The organism is Bacillus sp. 2205SS5-2 (genome assembly GCF_037024155.1).
GTDB lineage: Bacteria > Bacillota > Bacilli > Bacillales > Bacillaceae_K > Bacillus_CI.
The window spans coordinates 1-18841 of sequence record NZ_JAYKTS010000035.1 but is presented as its reverse complement, the minus strand read 5'-3'; the positions used below and the strand labels follow the sequence as shown (position 1 = coordinate 18841).

The 18841-nt window shown below is 34.9% G+C and carries 16 protein-coding genes; 2 read left to right on the top strand and 14 right to left on the bottom strand.

Going from position 1 to position 18841, the window contains the following annotated elements; all coding sequences use genetic code 11:
- Nucleotides 1–62 precede the first annotated feature (62 nt).
- Entirely contained in the window at nt 63–1070 is a 1008-nt protein-coding gene (locus tag U8D43_RS17960; RefSeq protein WP_335872558.1) for a DUF3231 family protein, read from the top strand.
- A 344-nt stretch (nt 1071–1414) separates the two neighbouring features.
- Here the strand turns inward: U8D43_RS17960 and U8D43_RS17955 are convergent, their stop codons facing one another.
- The 12 genes from U8D43_RS17955 to U8D43_RS17900 form a co-directional block, all read right to left on the bottom strand.
- A complete protein-coding gene (locus U8D43_RS17955; protein ID WP_335872557.1) occupies nt 1415–2473 on the bottom strand; it encodes an endonuclease/exonuclease/phosphatase family protein in 1059 nt (352 codons plus the stop codon).
- Between the two features lie 395 nt (nt 2474–2868).
- Nucleotides 2869–4083, bottom strand: a complete 1215-nt coding sequence (locus U8D43_RS17950; protein ID WP_335872556.1) for an ATP-binding protein — start codon at nt 4081–4083, stop codon at nt 2869–2871.
- A gap of 319 nt (nt 4084–4402) precedes the next feature.
- A complete protein-coding gene (locus tag U8D43_RS17945) occupies nt 4403–5827 on the bottom strand; it encodes an alpha/beta hydrolase (protein ID WP_335872555.1) in 1425 nt (474 codons plus the stop codon).
- A 707-nt stretch (nt 5828–6534) separates the two neighbouring features.
- Nucleotides 6535–7311, bottom strand: a complete 777-nt coding sequence (locus tag U8D43_RS17940; protein WP_335872554.1) for a sulfite exporter TauE/SafE family protein — start codon at nt 7309–7311, stop codon at nt 6535–6537.
- Nucleotides 7312–7521: 210 nt separating this feature from the next.
- On the bottom strand, nt 7522–8649 hold the full coding sequence (locus U8D43_RS17935; protein WP_335872553.1) for an MBL fold metallo-hydrolase: 1128 nt from the start codon (nt 8647–8649) through the stop codon (nt 7522–7524).
- A 41-nt stretch (nt 8650–8690) separates the two neighbouring features.
- Entirely contained in the window at nt 8691–9263 is a 573-nt protein-coding gene (locus U8D43_RS17930; protein WP_335872552.1) for a sulfurtransferase TusA family protein, read from the bottom strand.
- 216 nt (nt 9264–9479) lie between these two features.
- Nucleotides 9480–9959: a DsrE/DsrF/DrsH-like family protein gene (locus tag U8D43_RS17925; protein WP_442893631.1), complete on the bottom strand. Its 480-nt coding sequence runs from the start codon at nt 9957–9959 to the stop codon at nt 9480–9482.
- Nucleotides 9960–10010: 51 nt separating this feature from the next.
- Nucleotides 10011–10238 carry a sulfurtransferase TusA family protein gene (locus U8D43_RS17920; RefSeq protein ID WP_335872551.1) on the bottom strand — a complete coding sequence of 76 codons (228 nt, stop codon included), beginning with the start codon at nt 10236–10238 and terminating at the stop codon, nt 10011–10013.
- Nucleotides 10239–10330: 92 nt separating this feature from the next.
- Nucleotides 10331–10591: a metal-sensitive transcriptional regulator gene (locus tag U8D43_RS17915; RefSeq protein WP_335872550.1), complete on the bottom strand. Its 261-nt coding sequence runs from the start codon at nt 10589–10591 to the stop codon at nt 10331–10333.
- Between the two features lie 438 nt (nt 10592–11029).
- Complete coding sequence (locus tag U8D43_RS17910) at nt 11030–11452, bottom strand: GNAT family N-acetyltransferase (protein ID WP_335872549.1); 423 nt, start codon at nt 11450–11452, stop codon at nt 11030–11032.
- A 335-nt stretch (nt 11453–11787) separates the two neighbouring features.
- The gene (locus U8D43_RS17905) at nt 11788–12576 is read right to left on the bottom strand and encodes a nitroreductase family protein (protein ID WP_335872548.1); all 789 of its coding nucleotides are present in this window, start codon (nt 12574–12576) and stop codon (nt 11788–11790) included.
- Nucleotides 12577–13260: 684 nt separating this feature from the next.
- The gene (locus U8D43_RS17900; RefSeq protein WP_335872547.1) at nt 13261–14088 is read right to left on the bottom strand and encodes a DUF2971 domain-containing protein; all 828 of its coding nucleotides are present in this window, start codon (nt 14086–14088) and stop codon (nt 13261–13263) included.
- A 420-nt stretch (nt 14089–14508) separates the two neighbouring features.
- Here U8D43_RS17900 and U8D43_RS21100 point away from each other — a divergent pair, with 420 nt between their 5' ends.
- Nucleotides 14509–14826 carry a transposase family protein gene (locus U8D43_RS21100; protein ID WP_442893633.1) on the top strand — a complete coding sequence of 106 codons (318 nt, stop codon included), beginning with the start codon at nt 14509–14511 and terminating at the stop codon, nt 14824–14826.
- Between the two features lie 192 nt (nt 14827–15018).
- Here the strand turns inward: U8D43_RS21100 and rhuM are convergent, their stop codons facing one another.
- Together rhuM and U8D43_RS17890 are read right to left on the bottom strand one after the other, a co-directional pair.
- The gene (gene rhuM, locus U8D43_RS17895) at nt 15019–15480 is read right to left on the bottom strand and encodes a RhuM family protein (RefSeq protein ID WP_335872546.1); all 462 of its coding nucleotides are present in this window, start codon (nt 15478–15480) and stop codon (nt 15019–15021) included.
- A gap of 469 nt (nt 15481–15949) precedes the next feature.
- Entirely contained in the window at nt 15950–17515 is a 1566-nt protein-coding gene (locus U8D43_RS17890) for an ATP-binding protein (protein ID WP_335872545.1), read from the bottom strand.
- Nucleotides 17516–18841: the final 1326 nt, after the last annotated feature.

The following is an 18841-nucleotide window of genomic DNA, read 5'->3' as shown; positions in this document are numbered from 1 at the left end:
TCACTTTGGTATTGTAATAAAGTTTCCTCTAAAAGGAACAATAAGGAAAAGGAGTGATAACTATGCTTAATTTAAGAACCGATAAACCTCTCGTTGGGTTAACAGCTACTGAAATATCAAGTATTTGGGCATCTTATTTAAAGAGCAGTATGGAAAAACGGTTTTTCGATTACTTTCTCTCCACTACAGAAGATGCAAATGTAATAAAAGTGGTAGAAAAAATGGTCACTCAATCTCAAAAAAATCTTGAAGAAACTACCGCGATACTTACCAAAGAAAATCTTACTATTCCACTGGGTTTTACTGAAGATGACGTGCGCGTTGGAGAAAATAAAGTATTTTCTGATACTTTTATTTTGTATTTATGCCATGATTTAACGATGCTGTCGATGAGTACTTATCCAAGTGCAATATCAGACTGTACAAGGAAAGACGTTCGAAATCATTTTCAAGTGAATATAGAATTTTCCATTATGATTCAGAATGAACTTACAGACTTAATGCTAACAGAAGGACTCTATCTGAAGCCTCCGCAAATAGCTATTGAGAATGGGGTGGATTTTGTCGATAGCCTGAAATATCTTAATGGATCCGTTGGTGATTCAAGACCTCTAAATACGGCTGAAATTGCTAACTTAACTAGAATTATTCATAGAGCACAGTTTTCAAAAATGGTTTTTGTTATTTTTTGTAAATTAGCTACTACTAAGGACATAAAAAAACATTTCAGCAAAGGAAGAAATGAACTCGAAAAAATAATAGATTCACTTCAAGAAATTTTTGAAGAAGAAAATATTCCCATTTCAGCATCCGGTGCTTTTAAAATTTTTGATGTAGAACTATCACCATTTACCGATAAGATTATGCTGTTTTTTGTTAATACTTGCCTAGGCATGTTCTGTTTTACAATGATCAATCAGGCAATGGCCACTAGTTTAAGATCCGACATTCAAATTAAAATCAATAAAATTTCAAAAGATATGAAGAAGTACTATGGACATGGTTTACTTTTAACTATAAATGAAAAATGGTTAGAGCAACCTCCGCATGCAGTAGACAGAAAAGTTTAGTCGTATGTTACCTATAAACTATGTACAATAAGTAATAGGAAAGTGCTTCGGCACAAGAGAGTAATCTACATAAATCAATGAGTAAACTACTTGCTCCCCTCTTAAATCCTATATTATCCACAAAAGAAGCTGAGGATGAACGAACCTCATATCCTCAGCTTTTTCAATTTTACTTAAAAATGGGACATAGGTAGATCTCACCCCATCAACATTAAGGTTAGCACGAAGCAAAAAATACACAAAAAGTAGATGATGGAAGTCATGCGTGAATTCTTGAAACATGGTTGGAAATTTCTTATCTAACTAATGAACTTGGGGAGCGACCGCTTCAAATTAAATCCGGATTATTTTAACTCCAATATAGCAGTAACAGGGTTATGGTCGCTATGTTCAAAGCCTAGATCATGTCCTGTTACATCTACAATTTCGATATTCGGTGACACTAAAAATCCATCAATGATGGTTACAAAATTTTCTCCGGCCACAAACGGTTTAACGTTATCACGAACAGTCCAAACCGTAGGATCAACCGCCCATTGAAACCCACCATCAGTAAAATCCTCTGGCAATTCTACAAGCCATTCAGGCCATTCCTTCATGAATTTGGGGTCTTTTAATTGAACATCAGACAGAAGCTGATTCCAATCACCACCTAAAACGACATAATCGCCATTTTTGTAGTGTTCATTCATATATTCTTTTAAGAAAACGACCTGTTGAGCTCTTATTTCCCCGCCCTTGTCGTATGCGGACAAATAAACGTTAACCATTCTTAAATATTTGCCATTATCAACTGGTATTTTGGATTCAACAATGGCCCGATCTAATTCAAACAGTTGTACAGGCCATTTTTCTCTTCCAGGTAGCTGATATCTCGTAGAATCCTCTACCTTATACTTAGAAAAGGAACTCATCCCACTATCGGCATAGCCCATTGGTTTTAGAATCGGAACTGGTACCCACGGAGTATTATAATTAGTCGCGAAGGTTGAACCATAGCCTTCTAAACCTTCATTAAACATGGCTACTTGATTCGTGTCATTGGACCTTTTAGATTTAACATCTATTTCTTGTATGAGTACAAAATCGGAATCGGTTTTTTGCAAGAAAGTTTGAGCATTTTCAAGATTGGTTAACGTTTGTTTCTTACTACTCGAACCTGATCCTTTTCCTCCATCCATAAAAAAATCTTGATCCTTATCCAATCCCCCATATCCAATATTAAAAATTGTCGTACTAAACGGTTCTCCTTGCTTCAATACCTTTTGGTTGTTATTGTCAACTTCCAACTTAATAACAGCTTCAGGGATTTCCTCTGTAATGGTCATATAGGCTAAAAATAACACAAGAGAAAGAATAGAAAACCCTACCACATAGACAAGCCATTTCATTAATTTTTTCAAATGAGTGCCACCTTTTTTCAATTAATCTAGAATATTGTGATAGTAAGTTAGACAACATACTAATGTACTATATTTCATTATATGATTTTATTAAAATAATTTCATTATTTTTCTAAATATTCTTACTTTTAATAATGTACTTCATGCTACTTAATAATGGTTTCTGTTTGCAAGCGTACGTTATCCACTCTGATAAACAACCATTATTAAGAGCCAGTCACTGCTCTGGCAGTATTAATAGTTGAAGTAATAAAAGGTGTGAAGGTGATCTATTTCATTACAAAAAATATCCTCTCTTTGTAATAGAGTGGATATTTTTAATAGGATTACAAACTAGAAAATCCTTATTTGTAAGAATCCAGGTTTATATGCTCTAAAGAGACACATAATTATCTTTATTCCTCAGCAAATGGAAACTGGAGTGTGACAGTGGTTCCTTCCCCTTCAACACTTACAAACTGAATCTTTCCATTGTATTTTTCAACGATGTTATAACAAATCATTAACCCAAGGCCTGTCCCTTTACTTTTCAAAGAATAAAAAGGGGTCCCTAAGCTAGCTAATTCTTCCTCTGACATACCGGAACCTCTATCCATCACAAGAATACTCACTCCATCTCTAGTCCTCTTTACCTGGACGATAACAGCACGTCCGTGAGGGGACGCTTCAATGGCATTTTTAATTAAATTGATGAGAAGTTGTTTGAATTCAAGCGAATTGATGGATACATAGCTATTCGCTTGAACTTCCAATTGAATAGGGTTGTTGTTAACTAACCCATATGTTTTCAGTAATTCCGTTACGTCATCTAGTACGCTCTTTACCTCCACTGTATCTAGCTTTTTTTCTTTATCTGGTTTGGAAATAGACAGGAATTGAGAAATGACCTGTTCCGCTGCATCCAATTCATCGATCATTAATGAAAAATTCCGTTTGTTTTTTTGGTTAAAATCCTCTAATTCTACGTAGAATTGGAGAAAGCCTTTTACTACAGTAAGCGGATTTCTTATTTCATGAGCGACAGCGGCAGCTAACTGACCCGTCGTCTTTAAACGCTCAGCATTTTGAGCCTCTTCAAAATATTCTCGCTGATTTTCCATCTGGACATTTGTTAAGAAGAAAATATAATAGAGTATAATCTGACTGCCAACAAAATTAATGATATTGCCGGTAATATCAATGTTAATATGGGAAAAATTTTGTCCCTTATCAATAAATAGGATATAACCGAACGTAATAGAAACAAGAACGGCATTCAGAAAAAATGTATAATAAAATAATTTTTTATCAAAAAATAAAATAGGTAGTGCGGGAATGAGCCAAAGAAAGATAAACGTAGACGAGGTTTGTGGATACACATAAAATAAGATATTAAAATATCCCATTGCCATTAAGATAATTATCACTCTGAAAAACCGGGTTTCATACTTGGGATAAAATAGTAAACACACAGAAAAAACAATAAAAATCACCACATTGGATAAGTAACCTAGATCATATGCGTTTTTTCTTGGATTATCCACGACTAATCCGATAAACATAATGACTATCGCAACGAACATAACACTATAATATGACTTTTTATGGAAGTTGTTTTTAAACAGTTTCAACAAACTCACCTTATTCTAGTTAGAATTCATTATCAAGATCCTCGAACATACTTCAATATCCACCAAGCGACTAAGCTAGGAATTGCATAGCTCAGCGTTAACCGAAGACTATTTTTATCGATCTAAACATTTTGCTTTTACCTTTGGACATAATCTTCTCTTAAATTCTGAATTCCTTCGTTTACCGTTCCTAGAATACACATTTTTATGACTAAACTGAATTACAATAATTTCTATTCAGTATAAAACAAATAGCTAGACCTGTCCAAGTTCGACTAAACACAAAAACGATAAATCGAAAAGTGACAGGCATCGAATATTAATTTTTATTACTAAATATGTTCTGAATATCATCATATTGCTTGGCAACATTGTTATTTTCTTGATTATTAAAATGGTGTTCAAAAAAAGTCAGGATAAAATCGTGTTGAATAGTCGCAGCTTCTCGCCCATCTCGCTTTCCTGTTATGCTAAAATATTTGCTTAGAGGTGAATACATATAAATCATCGAGAAATCTTGATGATGGGTACCGTTTATTTGATATAATTCAACGGGGGATCTACTCTTATTTAATAACAAAAATAAATTTTCGTTATTAAAGCCTTGCTCCCATTCACCACTTCTTAAAAACAAGCTTGGGATGTTTAGGCCGCCCTCGAGCTCTTTCTCTTCTACTGGTTCAACCCACGCATCCATCCCAATTAATGCTTTAATTCGGTTATCATGGAGTGCTGTTTTCACCGCCGCTCCACCGCCAGTAGAATGACCGATAATACCAATATTTGATAAGTCTAATTTACCTTTAAATTGCGAGTGGATTTCACCTTCATTTAACTCTTTTAATTGAGCAAGAGTGGCGAAAATATCACCAGCAAACGTTGAAACTAATGTATTAGCATAATCTAAAAAATTCGGCGTCTCTTCGCGATCAGGTAAAGCATCTTCATTAACATACGCTACTTCCCCGTCATTAAACACCGTGACAGCTGAACCATATGTATGATCAATTCCAACAACGATATAGCCATTACTCGCTAATAACTCTGCCACATCCGTGTGAATATTTCTAAAGCCCGTCCAGCCATGCGACAGAAGAATAACGGGATACTGCTCTTTAAAAAGACTGATTGGTGCATTGCTGTAAGAGTTAGATTTTATTAAAGAAGTATGACGTAAAACAAAGTCAGGAAACCCCATCATATTTGCGACACCTTCAGCTATTGCTCGCCCGTCCTCTAACCACGGAACTACTTCATACCCATCAATTTTTTCAGCAGGGTACCAAATTTGTAATTTTATTTTTCTATTATCCGACAAATCACCACCATAACGTTCCTTTCGTTTTTGGTCGATCACATCAAAGGATATCGTTCCAATATTATTATCTCCAGTTGGAATTGGAATTTTATTCACAGGAAAAGCATAAGAAAAAATAGCTGTTAAACTAATACTTATCGCTGTATAGACGATAACAATACGCTTTCGCTTCTTATTGCTAATAAAACTCGAACCTTTTCGTAACCTTATAACTAGTGTTACGGATTGTAGAATGATAATGAAATAAACAGGATAAAACTGCCACCTTACGCCTTCAATAAATAGGTGTACTATAAGAATAATCACTGAAAGGATAGGAACATATTGTACGAGCCTCAACCTTCCCAGCTTATTATTAAATAAAACACTTAAACTAAATAGGACGAAAAGTAGCATAACAATCTCTAGTAATCTTATTTTAAACAACCCCTCATATGTAGTTCTCTTCATTTCATTGTAGGGTATAAGATATAAGATGTCTTTTACATCGACTCCCCAAGTGACTACCCTTAATTGATAATCGAATATCTACTTTTTATTATTATTAATTTCTTCCTTGTAAATATAAAGAGATTTTATCACAATTGAACTTTGATGTGATTGAAATCCTTTATGATATTAGAACGCTTGTTAGTGGCACCGTTCGGGTTCCAAAATTTTTAAAAGGCTGTTTTCGTAGAGATTGTGGCTTTTCCTATTAGTTTATCATCTATGATAAAGCTTTGTTTCAGGCATCCTTTCGTCTATTTTGATGAAAATCAACAGTGAAATGGAGGATTTAGTCAAAAATCAGCTAAAATAACCACAATGTATGAGAAAAGAGCCTTTAAAAAAGAGTTCCACAGAAGAACTAATGGAATTCAATCGGTTCTTGAAAATGACTTTCCGATCTTCAGATTTATCAACAATGACCAAAAATCCTGTACTTTAATCGCATAAAAGGTGTTTCACCTCCTCCGTATCATTAATATATATTGCCTATTACTTTTTCGATTTGTATTTTCAACACAAAAAATAGAGTATAAACCATTGGAGTTTCATACTCTATTTCTTGATGTTATCTGAACTACCTACGATTTTAAATTACTCTTCTCTTATTTTAGGAAAAAGCTAACATACTAAGTTATTTATTTTTAGAGTATATCAAGCCATATTTTTATCGCAGTTCCTAAGATTAAAAAGGCTAAAATCATTTGTAGTATCTTTGTGTTCATTTTCTTACCAGCCTTTGCACCTAGAGGAGCGGCAATTAAACTTGCGATGACCATAATAATGGCTGAATAATAATCGACTTGACCAGTTGAGATCTTACCAACTGTAGAACCGATTGAAGAGATCAACGTAATAGCCAGGGATGATGCAATTGTCATTCTAGTTGGTATCTTAAGAACCACTAACATAATTGGAACTAATAGAAAAGCTCCAGCAGCTCCTACGATTCCTGCACCTAAACCTACGATTAAAGCTAGTGATGCTGATAACCATTTATTGAAGGTAACTTCATCCAATTTAATATCGTCAATCCCTTTTTTAGGAATAAACATCATAATTGCCGCAATTAAAGCTAGGACACCATAAACAATATTAATTCCTGCTTCACTCATAAACTTTGAACCGTAACCTCCAATGAAGCTACCAATTAAAATACTGACACCCATATACGTAATAAGGGATTTATTTAAGTAGCCGCCTTTTCGATAAGCCCAAACCCCACCAAGCGTGGCAAAGAATACTTGTACTGCACTAATACCTGAAACCTCATGTGCAGAAAAAGTAGCTACTCCTAATAAGGGTGGAATATAAAGAAGCATTGGATATTTAATAATACTGCCCCCAATACCTACCATTCCAGAGATATAAGACCCAATAAACCCGATTAAAAAGATGGTTATCATAAAAGCTAGATCCATGGATTTGTTTCCTCCTTTACTGTAAAGTCTGTTTTCGGAAAAAATGTTACTTTTCGTAATAGACTTAATTATTTTGATGAATAAAAACTTCGAGGATCCGTCTATTTTTAGGGAAATCAACAGTGAAATGGAGGATTTAGTCAAAAATCAGATGATATAGCCACAATGCATACGAAAAGAGCCTCTTAATATACGATTTAATAAGAAAAATTATCTAACGGCACAGCGGTTTGGACCAATTTCCATTTCACGTTGTTCCTCTTCATCAGGAGTAATTTTCCCCATATTCGTTTCTCGAATTTCTTGATAAGAATTCGGTTGAGGTGGTAGATTTTCAGAAACTAATTTTCTAAACTCATCATCACTTTCAATGTTTAAGCCGTGATTTTTCGCAAAAAGTGTACCAAGCTTTTCACCAACAGAGCCATCTTCATTTAACTCCTCGATAATCATAAAGTGAGCGGGAAGAACCGTTAGTTCCATTGAAAGGTTCTTATACCGTTTGTAAAGACTTTCTCTTAAGTCAGCTACCCAGTCTGCTGCTTTCCCAGCTAGATCTGGACGGCCAATGCTGTCAACAAATAAAATATCACCAGATAATAAATAAGTTTCATCAATGATAAATGATGTTGAACCAACCGTGTGACCGGGTGAATATAAAGCATTAATGTCAATTGTAGTATTTCCAATGAATACTTTATTTCCATCTTCAAGTGCTGAGTATTCGAATGAAACATCTTCCGCATCCTTTGGAGGTAACCAGTAAATCGCATTTGTTTCTTCTGCAATTTTACGACCTCCAGAAATATGATCCGCGTGTAAATGGGTATCAAATACATGGGTAATCGTTATATTTTTTTCATTGGCAAATTCGATATAGTTATCTGTCATCCGAGCGGCATCTATAATAGCTGCTTCTCCATTAGACACAACCATGTAAGAGAGGCAACCTTTTCCTAAACGGACGAATTGATAAAGCGCTCCTCCGTTTGTTAAGTCGCCTACTTTAATAGGCTCTAGGTGTTCACTCCAAGCTTTCATACCACCCTCAAGGTAAGAAATGTCCTTCCCTTCATCAGAAATCATCTCAGCAATCATTATAGAAGATCCTTCTTTAGCACAAACCACTAAGATCTCTTTATCCAGAGGAAGCTGATCTAAAATCCCCTCCACTCCGTCTAAAAGATCAAAGTATGGAATGTTTAAATACTCAACATTTTCTCCTTCAATTTTCCAATCTTCAAAGGCATCTACATTCCGCACATCTAATATAAATAACGCTTCTTTATTCATTACTTTTTTGGCTATTTCTTTTGAATTCATTGCTTTAACTGACACTTTTCCAACCTCCTAATGAATATGCTTAATTAAATTTCGACTTAGTTAACGCTAGATTCTACGTCTCCAGACCATTCGCTCATTCCTGGAACTACATTAATAACATTTAAGAATCCTTTTTCTGCTAATAATTGGGCAGCCATATCGCTGCGATTACCTGAACGACACACAACATAAATAGACTTATCTTTATCAAGTTCGACTGCACGTGACTGAAGTTCTCCAAGTGGTATGGAAATAGCGCCTGGAATATGTGTAAAGGCATATTCTGCTTTTTCACGCACATCAAGAACAACTACATTTTCTTCACTTAACTTGCTAGCTAAATCATGATTATCCACCACTGTGTCATGTTTACGTTCAACAGTATCTTCTCCACTTGATTTGCGAATAAAATGCATTAATACATCTCCTTCTTCAATCATCCCAAGATAGTCATGACCATTACTTCTTGCCCACGCTTGAAGATCAGCTTTAGATCCTTTATCAGTTGCTTGAATTTCAATAACATGACCAGCTTCTAAGTTTTTCATTGCTTTTTTTGTTTTCACAATGGGCATTGGACAAGCTAACCCTTTTGCATCTAAGACGAAATTTGATTCAATCGTATTCATATTGAAACCTCCAATTACCACAAGGGGTATATTTTTAATTTAATTGACTGTTTTCGCAAAGTTTGCTGCTGCTCGAACCAGTCTATAAACGATGATATCGCTTTGTTTAGGTCCTCTTTTCGTCTGCTTTTGATGGAAATCAACAGGAAAATGAACCGTTTAATCAAAAATCGAATGAACTAGCCACAATATATACAATAAGAGCCTAGAAGAGGATTAGATAAATAAATTCACATTTCCATCTTCTGCATCAGCTAAATAAGCAGCCACACCTGCATATTCGATTCCTTCTAATAATTCCTCTTTTTCTAGACCTAATAAATCCATCGTCATCGTGCATGCTACAAGCTTTATTTCTTGTTCTTTTGCCAATTCAACAAGAGCAGGTAAAGACATAACATTGTGTTTCTTCATCACACTTTTAATCATTTTAGGTCCCATTCCCATCATATTCATTGTTGAAAGACCTAAGTTATCTGCACCACGAGGCATCATTTTACCAAACATTTTCTCTATAAATCCTTTTTTAACCGGAACCATTGCTTCTTTCCTTAAAGCATTTAATCCCCAGAAAGTGTGAAAAATAGTTACTTCGTGATCATATGCTGCAGCTCCATTTGCAATTATATACGCAGCCATTGCTTTATCGTAATCTCCACTAAAAAGAATAATATTCGTTGTCTTTGTCTCTGACATTATATTTCCTCCTCTTTATACTGTATAGGGTATTAATTTCCCTAAAAAAATTTATGCTTTTTTAATCCAAAATAAGAATAAATCATTTTCTTCTTTAAAATCCAATAGTTCATGCCCAGTTGATTTAGCCCAAGCTGTTAAATCACTTTTAGCACCTTTATCCGTAGCTTGAACTTCTAAAATTTGGCCTGCTTCAATTTCTTTAATAGCCTTTCTTGTTTTCACGATTGGCATAGGACAAGCTAACCCTTTTGCATCAAGTACTTTATGTGCGTTCATTAATAAATCCTCCTAAATAATATTGAAATTCATCTTCCTCAAAATACCTATAAGGGTATATTAAATACTAAAAAAAGTTGTCGATACGACAATTATCTACTTTTTACTAATAAGTTTACTGCTTCATTTACAAGTTCTTCCGTGTTTTTACCAGACTTTTGTGCATCATTTACACATTCGACAAGATTTAAGCTAACAATCAGTCCTACAGAACGATCAAGAGCCGTTTTAGCTGCAGATAGCTGAGATATAACTTCCTTACAATCTTGTTCTTGCTCCATCATTCTTAAGACTCCCCGGAGTTGCCCTTCAACACGCTTAATACGATTTTTGACTTGAGAACTGTATTCCATCAAGACACCTCCTAAAAGCTAAACCAAACAATCTTTTTTTACGTTCTTATAAAGACTATATACCCCATAAGGTATTATGTCAAGGGTTAATCTTGTTTTAAACAGAATGGTGAGGTGATGGATTTGACTACTATCTTATTTTCCGGCAAATAATAAGAGCAGTCTTATAGACCACTCTTCCAAAAAATTGATTTACTTCTGGTACGGTTCACTGTGGTGATTTAAGAAGCAAAAAAAGCATTGGTTATTTTTAACTAATGCTTTTTTACTTGCTCACTTTTCTATTGGATTACTTAATTCAACACCGAACGCTTACTTACATTTGGTAAATTCATTAATATTTTTTCCTACTCTAAAAGGCTTGAATAGTGACCTTCACCTCTACCTACTGTCTGTTAGTTCAAGAATCATACCTGATTGCTGAATTAACGTTAAGTATTAATATTCTTCGATACTTTTTCTGTAACCATAGAATGCTCTGTAATGATTCTCTTCATAAAAAGAGCTTGATGATTTTGTAGCAAGTAAATCTATTCTCGTTTTTGGATATAGATTGTGAACAAATTTTATAAGCTCTTTTCCTATTCCCTGCCCACGATAGCGCTTATTGACTAGCAGTTCACAAATAAATGTTGTCACATTTTCATCAGTAAATCCTCTTAAATATCCTACAAGGTTGTTGTTATCAAAAACAAGAAAAGCTATATTTGAATGTATCCATGCTTGCTTAGTATCTTCCTTATTCTTAACAAGATTTGACCATTCCTCTTCGACGTTTAGATTATGGATACTATCAAAATCATTTTCCTTAAACTCTCTCACTATATAGAGTTTTCCGTTCTTTAAGGATAATTCCATCATTTATTATTCCTCACTTTCAGAAAGATAAGTCTTATCCTAATGAAAAATTCTTCATTTCTAGATAAAAAAGAAGAAATCAGTCGAAAAACCCACTGCCTGTTTTTTCTTTGTGTCAAAAGCAACAAAGTATGCGAAAAGAGCTTTTCGGTAACATATCTATTCAATCTAAAAGACCCTTTTAATATGGATAACCACCATTTCATTAAACAGGTTCCTGTCCCCGGGCACATCCATGTGGTCACGAACTGGGGGGACAGGCACCAAAATTTGATTACATACTTTACTACGGAGAAACATAACTAGCTATTACTCATTTTTCAGACTAGCAAAGCGAATCAACCATTCTTCATGAAATTCTGGCTTTCTAAGTAATTCAGCACGGTCTGCGAAAATTCGTGATGGGATTCTTTCGTATATTTGGCAATGGTATAGATTTCGGCAAGGTTCTTTAATCCCAATCGTTCTGTCATTTCCTTCAACTCAGGGTTATCCATATAACGTTTCCAACCCTTCTCATCTCTCTCTTTATAAATAGCAATAATATCTTCATCAGAATAATCTTGATACTGATCATAATGAACAAGTCCATGCTTTGGCAGCCGATCACGTGGAGCAGGGTTTTCTGCTGGATATCCAAGTGAATACCCTACAATGGGTACGACATTTGGTGGTAAGTTTAATAGTTTACCAATTTGATCACAGTTAGCAAGGGTTGAGCCCATATAGCAAATTCCTAACCCAGCGTCTTCTGCTGCTAAAGCACAATTTTGCGCTACCAGAGTCGCATCAATGGCACCAATCATAAAGCTCATGAAATTATCAAAATGCACAGGCGCATCATTAAGCGTCAGCCATTTTCTCATTCGATTAAAATCCACACAAAATGTTAAAAGAATAGGTGCATCCACAACCATGGATTGATCCATATGGGCAGTATATAATTTTCCCTTCAGCTCTTTATCTTTTGTCACAATGATCGAGTAGGGTTGCATATTCCCACTAGAAGAGGCTCGAATACCTGCATCTAGTATTTGGTCTAATAATTCTTGACTTACTTCCTTATCTTCATATTCTCGTATGGATCTGTGCCCATGAATAACATCATTTAACTCCAAAAAAATCACTCCTCTTATGACAATTCAGTTTTTTTATTCATTTTCAAATTTTCTTACTTATCTCTTTCTGCAAAATTTCCCCATAATATTTACCTACCACTCTTAATAAAACCATTTACTAAGAATATTTTACATATTTCGAGGCTAACTAATCAAACAACTCAACTTGAAGACCAAGGACCATGGGGACAGTTCTTCCGGTATGTTTTTGTTTCTTATTTGAAAAAAATAAAATTGAAGGGTGATTTAACACGGGTGGGCAAAAGGCCGTTCCCTTGTTGTAATTGTTTTGGAGCGGTTAATATTTTTCGTCGATTTGGTCAAAACGATGATTGCTGCTATCGTTCGCAGTTCATGATTACCCTATGGATAAGAAGTTTTGATACCAGGGGGACATTTCTCTTGGTCTTAATATAGAAGCAAAAAAGCCTGTCAAAGAGCGACAGGCTTTTTCTAGTGGGGTTGATGGAAATGAAAAGGCAAGAGACAATTAAAATCTAAACCTCTTACTTAGAAAGATGCCTTACTTTATGTCTAGTTTTTTTGTGAATGATTGGGATAAGGCACCTGTCTCTCCTTTCCTTAGATCACTCTTCCAAAAAACTGATTTACTTATGGTACGGTTCACCGGAGTTATTTAAGAGGAAAAAATAGGACGAGGGCTCACTTTTTCAGTCCTCGTCCATAATTTTTTTAACGTATTCGAAGGTTACTTTCTTTTATTACTGCATTTGGATTCAAATCATTGACCAGACTTTTTACGATTTGTCTTTGGGCATCATTAGCTCTTGGACCAATTAGGATTTCCAAATCATTCATGGACTGTTCATTAAGATCAAGATCAAAAAAGTCTTTCTTTAGCTCTTCTGTTTCTAAACGGTCAATCAATCTGACCTGATCTTCGTATGATTTTGCTGATTCTAAATCATTCATTGTCCAAGGAACTATAATAAATCTATATCGATACTCTTTTTGAAACTCCCATTGTATATTCTTATATATTCCAATATTTTCAAGATTGATAGTTTTACCCCAACCTGTTCTATTTGAGCCATTTTCTAGTTCGGTCTCTTGTTTCTCCGCCGTTAATACTTTCCTATTTAATTTATCTCGCACATCAGTGTATTTTACTTGAAAAAGATTTGCTAAATAAGGTGGATTTAGTAAATAACCGTGAACCGAAAGTTTTTCACTGGTTAGTGATGGATGCGTTACAAAACTTTCCTTAATATGCTTTCCATCTGGATTAATCACTACGGTTTTAAATGGACTGATTGGCAATCTAATCCTTACGCCAGTCATATTAGGTGTATAGAGATTCCACAACGGAATTGATTCCTCTGTTTCGTTTGTCCAACAACTAACAAAACAGAACCTTCCAAGATCCCCAAAATCCGATGTTCCCTGTTCCTCAATATCGTCAACTCTTGATAGACTACTAAAACGAATCGTTTTATTTTTCAATATTAAAGCCAGAGTTTCAATACTTGTATAATGATAAAGATATGACAATTCTCCCAACTGCTTATCCACCTCTAATTATAATAAAAATTACAGATACCATTTTAGATGATTTCTCAAATAACTTCTATCTTTAATAAAACACTTAATCCAACTCAGAAAAATAAAGTTTTTACATTCCCTTCCTTTTCCCCCAAAAAAAAGCACTCACCGGGAGACACAGTTATCCTTTGTCAATTTCTGGATAGTGCTTCTCTACGCAGAAATTAATTGGATTAATTCTGGCTCAACGCCAAAGTCTGTTCTTAACGAAAAAAATAGAAAAAACATCTGTATCCTCTATAGTTGAAAGTACGACCAAACAACAAGCGAGGTTTACAGATGCACTCTCATTTTACCAGTATTCTATTCAACTTAAAAGAGCTAACGATTTCCAATGTTGAAAACATACACGATGATTTTTTGATTCATGTCTAACCGATTGATTATCTTCAACCTTGTCCACAATGTCGGGGATTAGATGTAATTCGCAAAGAAAATGCTTATCAACGAAAAGTACGTCACCTTCCAGCCTTTGGACACCGTGTTTTCCTTTTCATTCCAGCCATTCGCATGATGTGCAAGCATTGTGAGATATCTTTCGTCTGGAAATATGAGTGTGTGGCATCTGGAAAAAGCTACACGAAACAATTTGAAGCATCTCTATCCTATCAAGTGCTTGGGGCGACTGTTACCCACGCAGCTATGGTTAACCGGGGACGGATTCGACTCTACTTTTTGCAGAAATATGGAATATAAGCGTTTAAACATCGTTTCTTTATGAAGCAAAAGACATGAATGCTGTCTGAAAAATGGTGCTTGCCCCCCGGTACGTTAATACAATAACACGATGAGGGACAGGCACCAATATTTCCAAGTTCCCGTCCGACAGTGGTAAATAAAGATGGCAAAAACAGGATTGACCTCCTTCCTTTATTAATAGGGTACCTATTAATTATTCATCAAGTTTTTGTGAAATCTCTTTATGTACCTATTCATGAAAAAAGTAGAATGGGATCCGTCCCCAATTAATTTATTTTGAACCGTTGCGAAAAACTCCTTAGAAATTTCAACTTTTGCATCATAATCCACTGTTGTAGCGTAGATATCAGTAATCTTCAAATAAAATCTTCTCTCTGATGCCCGTATATCTCGAATACGTTCAAGAAGTTCAGCAAAATAATCTTGACCGAAGTTACGCAATTCTTTCAAACGGTCATCATCATCCATTGTAAAGCCTTTTACCAGATATTCATTCAACCGTTCTGTTGCCCATTGGCGGAACTGTGTACCTCTATAGGAACGGACACGATAGCCGATTGCAAGAATCATTTCAAGATTGTAAAATGAAACCTCACGTTTACCCTCAATTTGAACTATTCGGTTTTTCCGAATAGTTGCCGACTCCTGCAATTCCCCTTCTGCATAAATGTTCGTTTATCGTATTAACACTTTTTGGTAAATATTAGCAATTGCTTTCTGCGTCATTTCAACTGTACCATTTTCTAAACGAACATCTATTTTTGTATTGCGTTCCTCCCCTGTATTTCTTTTATCTATGTTTTACTTCGTTGGAAGTAGAATTCTATGCCACTTTTGTTTTTTTACCTAAGAGTTAAGTAAAGAACTATCTAGAATAAGTTCAAATTGCTGCTTTACCATCACTTGTGATACGGTTCAATGTAACGTTGGATAGGGTAAATAAATAAGGAGAGGTCAACCCTCTCCTGGTTTTATTTTGTCTCTATTTTTGTCCCTATTCTTAACTGCACTTAAATATTTATCATTAACGTCCGCATTATGTCCTTATTTTTATTCAATTTTATTATAATATAGGGAGAAATGGTACCAATATGTCCTTATTCTGTCTCCATTTTTGTCCTTATTTTGGAGGATTATACACATACTTTGTTCCAGCGCCTCTTCCACTTACCTCTACTCCATCAGGTTCTAGTTCCTTAATTAGACGTTGTACTTGTTTACTATTCATTCCTGTTAATTGTCTTATTTCTTTATTAGTTAAAGTCCGTTCTTTAAGAATAGATAAAACTCTGATTTTAACTGCCTCTTTATCTAAGCTTTGTTGGCGTTCATACTTCATATTTTCTTTTAACAATTCATATGCCTTTCTCGATAAAGTATAGTACCTCCCTTTACCACGACCAACTGATTCTAACAAATTAAAATCATTGTACATTTTACTTAATAATTCTCTAGCTTGTTCGACACTTCGTTGAGAGACCTCTGCTGCAATTACAGTATCAATTTGTTCGTGTCTGATTAAATATTGCAAAATGAGTAAATGATCTACATCAATCTGATTGCCTTCATTAACCATTTGTTTTACCAAGTTCTTAAACCCTTTATTTAGAGGAGAGGATATAAAGGTCAATTCAATATTACTGCCAACTTCTCTATAAATGGGGGGTTCTTTACCTTCTACTAGTAGGGAGCGGAATATTCTAGATACGCCTAAATTAGACCTATTTACTAATTTTAATCTATCCAGTAGATCCATTAGATGGTTGTTTCTAGCTACTGGCGGATGGTGTAATATATTATTTGGAGTTATGCCTCCTATAAATTGGCCAGGGTTGGTTAGTACTAATTTATCCCTATATTGCTTTAACATAATTGTTCCACTTATTCTGTAATCTCGATGGCCAAAGGCATTTAACAATGCTTCTCTAAGTGCAATTGTTGGGTAAGTACTAAACTCAGGATGAACTAGTCCTGACTCTATTGTAACCATTGGGTTATCCACTGATATATATCTCTCTAATTCATATAAAGCAACAGGAATAGCGTGAGTTCCATCATCCCTATGGGAATAATCTATATCACTTAGCATTTTTCTATATGACCACTTATGTTGTGGAATTAGCCTTTCAATAGCATCTGGCTTACCAACTAATAATAGAGACCCCTTTGTAAAATATCCATTCTTAATACCACCGATAGATTTTAAAAGGTCTTCATCAGAAAGTGATAACAAACTATCATCCGCTCTCTCACGTGACATGAATTCACGTATTCGTTCCATAGCGGAGTGGGAAAACAAATTATTCCAATCTTCGTAAATTACCTCAGATGTAAAATCAACCTGTCCTGATGAATCAATCATTTGTCTTCTTAATGTTCCTGTGAAAGGCAAACAATCTTTTCCCTGTCTTATTGTTGCAGCACCGTCTGTTGTTGTATAAGGGGGCATTCCTGGGAAAACATTCATTATTAAAAGCCTTACAGAACCATCTTTTAGATAGATGTCATCGAATGAAGGAGTTAAATGAGGGTCAGTCTTTTCATAAATCCTTTTTTGCAGGGCAGGTATATCTATATCAAATGGTATTCCTATTAGAGCATTATCTATCCCCTGCACTTTGTCAGCTATACCAAAAACAACACTACCCCCACCACCGTTCGCCATACAAACAGCATAACTAATCATTGTTTTTATATTATCTTCTCTACTTCTATCATTCTATTGTTTGAAGTCCAAGTCTTGAGCTTCAAAATCATCTGCTATATGATCATCTAACTTGTTGATTATATCCATTATCTCTCTCTTACTCTTCATTAAAGTATTTCCTCCTCTCTTGTTAAATTTTTCATTCATATTATTTATCTTTATTTTACACATATTTGACACAGTATCATACTTTTTCTCAAACCATTTCTAAAAAACAAAATCTTCTTAACCTAAATAAGGTTCAAGATAATATTGAATAGTATCAGGTTTACCGTTTAATTGGCTTGTTATTGTAGTCATCTTCATTACCCTAACAACAGTGGAATTTCCTTCCTTAGGGAATTCATCCAATGTAAAACGATCTCCTAAACCCAATCTAGGATCTTTATCTTTTGGGTTAGTAGGATTAGTTATAATCTATCTAAATTGGCTTATTATCCCTTCCATAATAAGCTCATTGTTGTGGAAGAATTCTAATCTTGTTTCCAGGCTACCTCCACTATTCATATCCTTAATCTCTATCCTTGGATGACTTTTCAAGTCATCTAGCGCACTAAGTACAACATCTAGTTCCACAGGATACATTGTGAAAATTCCTGACCTGAATTTTGCCTCACTTTCAAAGCTAATAAATATTGGTCTCTTCTGATTTGCTGATTTTACTATATCATTGGCATACTCGATAACCTCAATCAACTTACTTGAAAACATAGGGTTAACCGGGGACGGATCCGACTCTACTTTTTTCATAAATATGGAATAGAAGAGTTTAAACATCGTTTCTTTATGAAGCAAAAGACATGAATGCTGTCTGAAAAATGGTGCCTGTCCCCCGGTACGTTAATACAATAACACGATGAGGGACAGGCACCAATATTTCCAAGTTCCCGTCCGACAGTGGTAAATAAAGATGGCAAAAACAGGATTGACCTCCTGCCTTTATTAATAGGGTACCTATTAATTATTCATCAAGTTTTTGTGAAATCTCCTTAGGTACCTATTCATAAAAAAAGTAGAATGGGATCCGTCCCCAATTAACCTAATCACTTTAGTCAATTGTTGTAGAGTTTAATAGAATAATAGAGATAACTCTTTACTGATGACATGTCTCCTTATTTTGTTTAGTCGCTTAACAGCGATAACATGAAATCAAGTTGAAGGGTCAAGAGTGTTGATTAACCAATTAAATCCATTAAAAAACTACAAAAAAGGACGCCCTTTTAGTAAAATTGTTGTTACGACACAAACAATTTAAAAAGGAGCGTCCCTATGAAACAGTCTACCACTTTCCCAAATTTGATTCAA